Annotated in this window: 10 protein-coding genes; 3 read left to right on the top strand and 7 right to left on the bottom strand. The window is 58.2% G+C overall.

All coding sequences use genetic code 11. The features are described from left to right. The first annotated feature begins 217 nt into the window (after window positions 1–217). Both AC07XZ_RS19570 and AC07XZ_RS19565 read left to right on the top strand, forming a co-directional pair. Entirely contained in the window at window positions 218–460 is a 243-nt protein-coding gene (locus AC07XZ_RS19570; RefSeq protein ID WP_084776931.1) for a DUF1652 domain-containing protein, read from the top strand. Between the two features lie 899 nt (window positions 461–1,359). Continuing rightward, a complete protein-coding gene (locus AC07XZ_RS19565) occupies window positions 1,360–2,013 on the top strand; it encodes a trimeric intracellular cation channel family protein (RefSeq protein ID WP_219733634.1) in 654 nt (217 codons plus the stop codon). Window positions 2,014–2,058: 45 nt separating this feature from the next. Here AC07XZ_RS19565 and AC07XZ_RS19560 read toward each other — a convergent pair whose 3' ends face one another. Further along, window positions 2,059–2,826: an SDR family oxidoreductase gene (locus tag AC07XZ_RS19560; RefSeq protein WP_085687598.1), complete on the bottom strand. Its 768-nt coding sequence runs from the start codon at window positions 2,824–2,826 to the stop codon at window positions 2,059–2,061. Between the two features lie 38 nt (window positions 2,827–2,864). Continuing rightward, window positions 2,865–3,932: a phosphotransferase family protein gene (locus tag AC07XZ_RS19555; protein WP_102687014.1), complete on the bottom strand. Its 1,068-nt coding sequence runs from the start codon at window positions 3,930–3,932 to the stop codon at window positions 2,865–2,867. Between the two features lie 190 nt (window positions 3,933–4,122). On the opposite strand from AC07XZ_RS19555, the gene AC07XZ_RS19550 reads away from it, so the two are divergent. Then, entirely contained in the window at window positions 4,123–4,518 is a 396-nt protein-coding gene (locus AC07XZ_RS19550; RefSeq protein WP_007958887.1) for a DUF4280 domain-containing protein, read from the top strand. 225 nt (window positions 4,519–4,743) lie between these two features. Here the strand turns inward: AC07XZ_RS19550 and AC07XZ_RS19545 are convergent, their stop codons facing one another. The 5 genes from AC07XZ_RS19545 to AC07XZ_RS19525 form a co-directional block, all read right to left on the bottom strand. Then, window positions 4,744–5,286: a toxin-antitoxin system YwqK family antitoxin gene (locus AC07XZ_RS19545; RefSeq protein ID WP_102687015.1), complete on the bottom strand. Its 543-nt coding sequence runs from the start codon at window positions 5,284–5,286 to the stop codon at window positions 4,744–4,746. Between the two features lie 12 nt (window positions 5,287–5,298). Beyond that, complete coding sequence (locus AC07XZ_RS19540; protein WP_102687016.1) at window positions 5,299–7,308, bottom strand: type VI secretion system Vgr family protein; 2,010 nt, start codon at window positions 7,306–7,308, stop codon at window positions 5,299–5,301. Between the two features lie 15 nt (window positions 7,309–7,323). Next, window positions 7,324–7,698, bottom strand: a complete 375-nt coding sequence (locus AC07XZ_RS19535; protein ID WP_007958880.1) for a hypothetical protein — start codon at window positions 7,696–7,698, stop codon at window positions 7,324–7,326. Between the two features lie 7 nt (window positions 7,699–7,705). After that, window positions 7,706–8,332, bottom strand: a complete 627-nt coding sequence (locus AC07XZ_RS19530) for a DNA/RNA non-specific endonuclease (RefSeq protein ID WP_007958878.1) — start codon at window positions 8,330–8,332, stop codon at window positions 7,706–7,708. A gap of 170 nt (window positions 8,333–8,502) precedes the next feature. Beyond that, a complete protein-coding gene (locus AC07XZ_RS19525; protein WP_102687017.1) occupies window positions 8,503–9,549 on the bottom strand; it encodes a hypothetical protein in 1,047 nt (348 codons plus the stop codon). Between the last annotated feature and the right edge of the window lie 11 nt (window positions 9,550–9,560).

Genomic DNA, 9,560 nt, shown 5'->3' with positions numbered 1-9,560 from the left:
GTGGGTTGTTTGCGGGGGGCGGTCGGGGGCTGCGGTAAGGTGCAAATGCACTAGTTCAGGGGGTGCAAATTCGGGTGTTTGATCGGGCGGGGTGTTCTTAGTCTGTTGAGGTGCGATGCATTTTTTTGGTGATCGTGTCTTTTTGGAACCTGTTAATGGATCAGCCCTTTATGAATGTGTTGTTGGTTGTTGAGTCTGGTCGTGTGGAGCTGGCGCGATGATTTATCTGGCGCAGTTGCGGGCTCGGCTTGAGCGTAGTTTTTCGCCGTTGGCTTGTGAGTGTGTGGTGGATGGGGATCATTCGCTGACTGTGAAGCTTTATGAGCCGGTTTCGGGGCGGGTGGATCTGGTGATTAGTGGGTTGAGTCTTGGTGCCTTGCGAACTCCAGAGGCGGTGGATGCTTTGATTGGTGAGTTGCGGTATGAGCTTGAGAGTAATTCTTTGCGCTCGCCCAGTTGAGCTTGGCGGCCTTTGGGCCGACCATGCTGTTTTTGGGTTTGGGTGTGTATCCGTTTCTTCGGGTGTTGCGGCTGGCGGTTCCGCTCTTACAGCGGGTCACTTTTGACAAACGCCTCAAAAGTAACCAAAAAGTCTTTACCCTGACGTTCGGCACCTCGCTTTGGCTCGATGTCCCTTCGCTCCGGGATTGATCCGGGGGCATCGCCTACGGTTTGCTTCGCTGCACCTCCTCTCGATGCATGCGGCTGCGCCGCACGGTCGCTGCGCTCCCACCCCCGGATCAATCCCTCCACTCAGCCTGCCGACGGGCCCTGCGATCAAAAGCTCTACTCGAGCTAACGCTCATCGTGGTGAGTGGTGAAGAGCACGAAGCCGACGTGTGTGCTCTTCAAAACCTGAGTTCGCCTCGATGGTTCAGGTCGATGTATCTCGAATCAACAACCCCGTAGGCTCCCTCTCCCTCTGGGAGAGGGCTGGGGTGAGGGCTGGATCTTGAGGCTGTCCTCGATTTGTCAGAATCCACGATCCAATCAACAACTCCGCCCAAAATCGACAGCCAATCCCCCCCAATCCCACCATTTCACTGGCACTCACCCCCCACTGGTCTATAAGGAATGAGTGGTTCGGTTTCCATAACCGGGCGTTGTCCTGCTCGGCGACGGGAGTTTTCTTCCATTCATCGCGGGTCATCCTATGAACAATCCTGGGAAACGCGTGTGTTTTTCGTTGTTGTCGGCTGTCGGTCTGGTGCTGCTCAGTGGTTGCGCCAGTCCTCCACCCCCTCCGCCGGCAGCACCGCCTCCGCCGCCTGAGCGGACTTGTCAGGTCATGGAGAATACCGAGGTCGCCGGTGATGCGTATGCCGACGGGCAAGTGACTCGACACATCACCAAGACCCGTTGCGTCACTCAATAAGCCGGGCGCCTGTGAAGGCGCGGGTCGAGTGGATTGTGCTGGTGGCCGATCTGGTCGGTACGGCGGTGTTTGCGGTTGAAGGCGCGATTGCGGCGATGCGCAGTCAGCTCGATCTGCTCGGGGTGATGGTGATTGCGTTCATCGTTGCGCTCGGTGGCGGGGTGACGCGTGATCTGTTGATCGGTGCGGCGCCGCCCAAGGCTGTGGCGGACTGGCGCTATCCGGCGCTGGCGTTTGCCATGGGCGGGGTGGCATTTGTTTTTCATGAGCGGGTGCTGGGCTGGTCCGGTTCGACGCTGATCGTGCTGGATGCGGCGGGGCTGGCGTTGTTTGCGGTGGCCGGGGCGCAGAAGGCGTTGAATTTCGGGATCTCGCCGTTTGTGGCCATGCTGATGGGCACGATTACCGGGGTCGGTGGCGGGGTGCTGCGTGACATTGTGCTGGCGCGGGTGCCGGTGGTGTTGCAGGCGGATCTGTATGCCAGTTCGGCGTTTGTCGGCGCGGCGGTGTTGATTGTCGGGCGCAGGCTGGGTGTGCCGCCGGTGGCGGCTGCGTTGCTGGCGGGGGCGGCGTGTTTGTTGTTGCGGTTGTTGTCGGTGCATTTTGGCTGGCAGTTGCCGAAGGTTCTGGAGGCATGAAAAAGGCAGCCCTTGGGCTGCCTTTTGTTTTGCGTCAGAAGCGGATCAGGACAGGAAACCGCCGTCCACGTTCAGCGACACACCGGTGGTGTAGCTCGAGGCGTCGCTCGCCAGGTACAGCACGGCGCCGGCCATTTCGCTTGGGTCGGCTACGCGCTTGAGCGGGATCTGCGTCAGGGCCTGTTTCAGGATCGCGTCGTTTTTCACCAGCGCCGAGGCGAACTTGGTGTCGGTCAGGCCTGGCAGCAGGGCGTTGCAGCGGATGCCGAATTGCGCGCATTCCTTGGCGAAGACTTTGGTCATGTTGATCACGGCGGCTTTGGTCACCGAGTAGATGCCCTGGAAGATCCCCGGCGAAATGCCGTTGATCGACGCCACGTTGATGATGCTGCCGCCGCCGTTTTCGCGCATCAGCTTGCCGGCTTCCACCGACATGAAGAAGTAGCCGCGAATGTTCACGTCGACGGTTTTCTGGAAGGCGCCGAGGTCGGTGTCCAGCACGTTGCAGAACTGCGGGTTGGTCGCGGCGTTGTTGACCAGGATGTCCAGGCGGCCGAACTGTTCCTTGATCCCGGCGAAGACCTGGCTGATCTGTTCCATTTCGCCGATGTGGCAGGCGACCGCTGTGGCCTTGCCGCCGGCGGCGATGATGGCGTCGGCCACGTGTTGGCAGCCTTCGAGTTTGCGGCTCGAAACGATGACGTGGGCCCCTTGCTGGGCCAGCAGTTTGGCGATGGCTTCACCGATGCCACGGCTGGCGCCGGAGACGAAAGCGATCTTGCCGTCGAGGTCGAACAACTGAGTCTTGGACATGGGATTCCCTTGTAGTAAGCCTTGTTATAACGCCGTCATCAGAGGCTGGATTTGGCAATGACCTGCAGGCTCATCTGCTCCAGCAGTTTGTTCATGTGAATGAACTGCGCGAAGCGTTTGTCCTGGGTCTGGCCATGGAAGAAGCGGTAGTAGATCTGCTGCACGATGCCGGCCAGGCGGAACAGGCCGTAGGTGTAGTAGAAGTCGAAATTGTCGATCTGGATGCCCGAACGCTCGGCGTAGTAGTCGACGAATTCGCGGCGGGTCAGCATGCCCGGCGCGTGGCTTGGCTGGCGGCGCATCAGTTGCACCGGTGCCGGGTCGTCGGCCTGGATCCAGTAGGCGAGGGTGTTGCCCAGGTCCATCAATGGATCGCCGAGGGTGGTCAGTTCCCAGTCGAGCACGCCGATGATCTGCATCGGGTTGTTCGGGTCGAGGATGACGTTGTCGAAGCGGTAGTCGTTGTGCACGATGCTGGAGGTCGGGTGATCGGCCGGCATCTTGTCGTTGAGCCAGGCTTTGACCTTTTCCCAGTGCGGTGCGTCCGGGGTCAGGGCTTTTTCGTAACGCTCGCTCCAGCCTTTGATCTGGCGGGCGACGTAGCCTTCCGGTTTGCCCAGATCGCCGAGGCCGCAGGCGTTGTAATCGACGCGGTGCAGTTCGACGAAACGGTCGATGAAGCTCTTGCACAGGGCTTCGGTTTTGGCCGAGTCGAGGCCCAGCTCCGGCGGCAGGTCCGAGCGCAGGATGATGCCCTTGACCCGTTCCATCACGTAGAACTCGGCGCCGATCACCGAATCGTCGGTGCAGTGCACGTAGGCTTTCGGGCAATACGGGAAGCCGTCGCGCAACTGGTTGAGAATGCGGAATTCGCGGCCCATGTCGTGGGCGGACTTGGCCTTGTGGCCGAACGGCGGACGACGCAGGACGAATTCCTGGTCCGGGTATTCCAGCAGGTAGGTCAGGTTCGACGCGCCACCGGGAAACTGGCTGATCTGCGGCGTGCCGGTCAGGCCCGGAATGTTCGCCTTGAGGTACGGATCGATCAGGCTGGCATCGAGTTCTTCGCCGGAGCGGATACGGGTGGACTGGTCAGTAAGCGCCATGCTTATCCCTTCTGCTTATTTTGGAGGCCAGACATCATTGGCTAATCTAATGGCGCGCTCGGGTCGTCACAAGCGCGGTTCGGTCTTATAGGTTAGCGTGTTGGACGATAATCACCTTTGGGAATGTGCGCGGCGGGCCGCTGGCGACTAAGGTTTAGCGCGTATGCCTTGTTCACGAAGGAGCTTTGAAATGGGCTGCCCGCAAGTCTGTGCCAGCGCCACCCTGCAATGCAGTTTCGGCGCCGCACCGGCGGTGCTCAACGTGCTGCCGGTCAACCGCACGCTGACCGGCGGGATGCCGGCGGCGAACATCATGGATCACATTCCGCTGGTCAACGTCACCACGTTCGGCATGTGCATGAGCATGGCCAACCCGATGGTCGCCGCCGCCACGGCTGCAGCATTGGGTGTACTGACGCCGATGCCGTGCATTCCGGCGACCGCCACGCCGTGGATCCCCGGCGGCGCGCCGACCCTGCTGCTGGGCGGGATGCCGGCGATCGATGCCAACAGCACGTTGATGTGCAACTGGGCGGGGGTGATCAAGATCGTGATGCCGGGGCAGATGCAGATGTTGATTCCCTGAGCTTCTTCGCTTGTCGTTAAATCCATGGCCCTCACCCCAGCCCTCCCGAAACGTCGGACCGCCCGGAGGGAGAGGGAGCCGACCGAGGTGTCATTCGGCTTACATCGACCTGATCGACCGAGCCGATTATGGATTCAGCGCAAATCTTTCACGTCGGTGGAACTCGCCAATATTCCCGGATAGGTTCCCTCTCCCTTCGGGAGAGGGCTAGGGTGAGGGGGCTTTTCAGGCCTGCTGCGGATCCGTCCATTTGCGAAACCACCAGCGCACCCGGGAAATCGGTTTGCCATCGGCATCCAGCGGCCGCCCGTCCTCGGCAAACCCTTGCTCCGGTTCCATCAACTGCCCATTCAGATAACGCGCATCCACCGCCGGCTTGCCGTTGGGATGAAAGCGCTGATAGCGCCCCTCACGCACGCCATCGCGATAGAACTCGGCCTCCGCCACTTGCCCGTCCGGAAAGTAATTGAACGCCTCGCCATGCAACAACCCGCGCCGATAGCTGGCCTTGCGCTGCAACCAGCCTTCGGGCGCATAGAAACTGGCGATACCTTGCAGCTTGTCACGCACAAACGGCATCTGCGCCGAAACCTTGCCATTGGGGTGATAGAGCAGGGACGTGCCCTGCAATTCGCCCTGGCTGTAATTCAGATCCGCCTGCGGGCGCCCGTCATCCTTGATGTTCAACGGGCCATCGAGTTGACCGTCCTGCAAACGCCCCTTGAGGTGTTTGTCATCCTGCTGCAGATCCAGTGGTGTGATCGCCATGGCTTCTCCTTGTCAGTTGACCTGCACCAGCCCGCCCTTGATGGTCAGCATGCCGCCGCCGTCCACGGTCTGTGAGGCAGCGCCCTTGTTGGTCAGGCTGATGCCGGCGTCGTTGGTCAGCGTGGTTCCGGCCTTGTTGTCCAGTGAAGTACCGGCCTGATTGGTCATGGCCGTGCCGGCCTTCTGGGTGATCGAAGTGCTGGCCGAAGTCGCCAGATCTGCACCGCTCTGGATCGTGAAACTGCCGCCGCTTTGCAGGGTGAGGGTGCCGCTGACCTTGATCGTCAGGTTGCCGTCCACCGTCAGGCTGTAGTCGCCGGTGACCTTATCGGTGTAATTGCCGCCGGTGCTGTGGTTCTGGTCGGCGCCGACCTTCACGGTGCGGCTGTCCTTCACATCGAGGCTGTCGCTGCCGGTCTGGATCGTCACGCTGCGTTTGCCTTTCTCCAGCGTCACGGTTTCGTCGCCTTCCTTGACCGTGCGGGTGCGGGCGTTCTGCACCGTGAGGGTTTCGTCGTGGCCGACGGTGGCGGTGGTGTCGTTGAGCACGTTGATCTTCAGATCTTTCTGCGCTTGCAGGAACACTTCTTCGGCGTCTTTCTTGTCCTCGAAACGCAGTTCGTTGAAACCACCGCCGCCCTTCGACGATTGGGTCTTGATCCCGGATTGGGTCTGGTTCGCCGGCAAGGCGTAGGGCAGGGCGTTGTCGCCGTTGTACACGCATCCGGTGACCAGCGGCCGATCCGGATCACCGTCGATGAAGGTCACGATGACTTCCTGACCGATCCGCGGCACGAACTGCATGCCGAAGCCCTTGCCGCTCCACGGCAGCACCACGCGCACCCAGCAGGAACTGGTTTCGTCATTCTTGCCGTCGCGATCCCACGGGAACTGCAACTTGATCCGGCCGTATTCGTCGGTCCAGATTTCCTCGCCGGACTTGCCGACTACGATGGCGGTCTGCGGGTGCATGCGCGGTTTGGGCGTGAGGCGTTGCGGACGAAACGGCGTGGCCTTGGGGATCGCCTCGAAGCGATTGCGATAGCTTTCGTGGCTGGCGTCATGGGTCACCCGAGTGACGACCCAGTCGATGTTCAGGCTCGCGTCTTCGTGGCCGTCGAGGGTGAACCAGTGGCCTGGAATCAGCCAGCGACAGTCGCTCTCGCCAACAAAGCGTTTCTCTTCACTGCGCAAACCGTCGACCCGCTGCTTGGTCAACGCATCGCCCCGAGCCTTGGCGTTGTAACCGCCGGGATGCTCATAGATCGAACGCGGCCCGGCCACGGCTTCGGCCTGGCCATAGAGTGAAGTGGTCGGCGTGGTGAACTCGTAATCCGTCGCCTTGTACACCCCGGCCACCGCTTGCAGACACACCTGGCCTGAGCGGATGCCGTGCAGCTCGCGCTCACCCAATTGCTGACCCAGATACTTGACCTTCGGCCCGTTGGGGATCTGTACGAAAGCATCGTTGCTATCACCCAGCACCAGCGTGTGCTTGCCGTCCTCGTGGGTGAAGAACCAGAAAATGCCTTCCTCCTCCAGCAGGCGCGAGACGAAGGCGAAATCGGTTTCGCCGTACTGCACGCAGTATTCACGTGGGGTGTAACTGCCGGTCAGTGAGAGTTTGAAATCGGTGAAACCGTGAGCTTTGAAGATTGTGGTGACGATGTCGGAGGTGGCGAGGTTCTGGAATACCCGGTTGTTGCTGGCCAGGGTCAACCACCAGAGCCACGGTCTTAAAACCAACTGATAGCGCTCGGCGGTGGCATCGGCAGGCAGTTGGCGAATTTCAGCGACCAAGGCATCGAACGGGCGCAATTGAGCGTCGTTGTGCAGGGTGGTGGTGACGTGGGTGGCAACGGCGCTGGTGAGGGTGAGCGAGGTACCGTCATTCAATCCGTTGAGGGTTTGAACGCCGAGGTTGTTCAGGGTTTCCTCACCGGAGAGCGACTCAGGGTAAAGCGCCGACAGCGAGGTGGCGGTGAGGGAGAGCGTAGTGTTGCTGTCGGTGGAGCGGGGCATCCGCATTGCCTCCGATCAAGAATTCGCAAAAACAAGTTGTGAGGATGCGATGCCATGTTGAACTTTGATGACCTGCATTGGCGTCCCGTGGGGGCAGCTCCATCCATTGAGTGAGTCAGATACTTTTTTCAAATATTTTTTCTTGACGCTGACAAACACCATGACCCGATCGCGGCTGTCCGTCTGTGCGCGGATCACACTGGAGGTAAATATCCAGGACTGAGTTTTTCGCTGTTCGGGTCTGGAGCCAATGAGTGTTTGATAGACGGTTTCACGAACATTGAATCGGCCGATTTCATTGGTATTGCAGGCAGCGATCAGTGTGACCGCGCGCTCAGGAGGGCTCAGCCTTATCTCGTGTTCGAGTGTCGGGAAAATATCGAAGCTCATAGTCACCTCACGATGCCCAGCAGCCTTGGGCGACATGTTTCGGGCTACCTTCGTGAAACTTGTACACGCCGTTGAGAATATAGAGCGGTCCAGTGTTCCAGCCTTCACCATGCTCCGTCAAAACCCGATATATCAATGGGTAATTCAACTTTCCAGGTGCTTCTGCGTAGAAAAAGTCGATTCGTAAAGATTCCGGGCAGGGAAGCGGGCAGTAAGGATTGTTGGCAGCCCCGGATGTCGAACCACCGGGTGCAACTTGCGCAACCAAGTAGCGCGAGGTGTCGTACTGTGCGGTGACTTGATACACAAACTCGATCCCGGGATTCTTCTTCACGTACTCGTAAACCATGGCTTCGTACTCATACATGATTGGATGGTTGCTACCTTCGGTCAGTGTTACCAGATTCCGAAGATCGGTTCCGCTGCCGCCCAGCTTGTTTCCAATCAGATGCCCTCGTTGATGATGTTCCGGGCAAGTACCGGACACGAATCCCGGTGGTCGCAAGGACTGATCCGGACCCGAGCCGCCGGTCATGTTGGTCGATGTCAAAGTTGCCTTTGCATAAAGAGGCACCGTGACGTTGCTACCGTTTACGTTGACAGTGGTGGATTTGTATTCCGGATTCAATGGCATTGGCGTTAGTCCCGTTAAAGGCCTGCAATCTTGAAAATTTACCAATAGGCTTGCTGCTCTCCTGAAGGGGACGGATTTATTTGTTTCGCATAAATAAATCTGTCCCCTTAAATCCCCTAAATCCCCTGAACGTAGACGTTGGCGACTCTGTTGTGATGGGCTGACCAGCCTCAAGTGAATTCCATGAGTTCTTCTTCTGCGCTTGTCGTGACCTTGCCGGCGCCTTCATACACCGTTTTGAAAACAGTGAAGTCAGTCGAGGAAAAAACGTGGGGGGAGAACTTTGGCGCCGCCCAATTGGTAGGTGATTGTCGTTGTGGTCGCAAATTACCGAATTCAGCTTCGTTTGGAAAAGAAGGATCAATCTGATTCGCCGACAGCGTTTTAACCTTGCTGAACCAGGCACTGCACTTTGCGCATGCGGCTTTTTTACCGCCCAGATTTCCCTTGATAACGGGTTTGAAGCCACTGCCGATAATCAAAGCTCGCATCAGCGAAATTTCCGCATGGTAGCCATCATTCTCTACATATTGCAGGGCATGCGGTGTTGGAGGAGTGTTGGTTATTTTTGTTATCGGGCTCAGCACCACCGTACGTGGCAATGGTTTCTGCTCTTTGAATGCCTTGACCAAATTCAATAGGTTATTGAGTTGTTTGGTGTTGAGGCGGGGGTTGTAGGTCAATTCAAGAATTTTTTCGGCGACCTTTGCCTTTTCCTCCGCGGTCTTGCTGAGCATGTTGGTAACGTAAAGTTTGGTGTCAGGAATGATCGGCGCGCGATCGAGAAACTTCCATCTGACCAGTTTGGAGTTTTCGTCTGTCGCCCAATTGCCATTTTTATTACCAACCTGATTGCTCTTCAGCCAGCTTTCCTGCAACTCGTATTCCGGGATGTTCTGATTGATCACTCGGTCCGTTTCCGAGAACAACACATGGAGAATTCTGGCCGCTTCCATGAGTGCATTACTACCACCGGGGTGTATGGCGGTTAGAAGCACCTCACAGGCGGCAATCAATGACTCGCCATTTTTGTTCGCTGCAACATAAATGGTACTTTCACCAGGGTGAGTGTAGGCCTGTACCTCTTCCGGGCTCTTGGTGGTGACATGCTGCCCGATGACACCCAGCACAACACTGAGGATGCAGAGATGGTTGGGATTGTGCGGTGACAAAACGTTGATAACAGGTCTCTGTTGAGGCGCGCTGGGTAACGGCATTCCATTAACTC

It is taken from the genome of Pseudomonas sp. GW458-11-26-14-LB4, assembly GCF_059423925.1.
The sequence above is the reverse complement of the archived record's forward strand: the minus strand, read 5'-3'. Positions and strand labels throughout refer to the sequence as shown.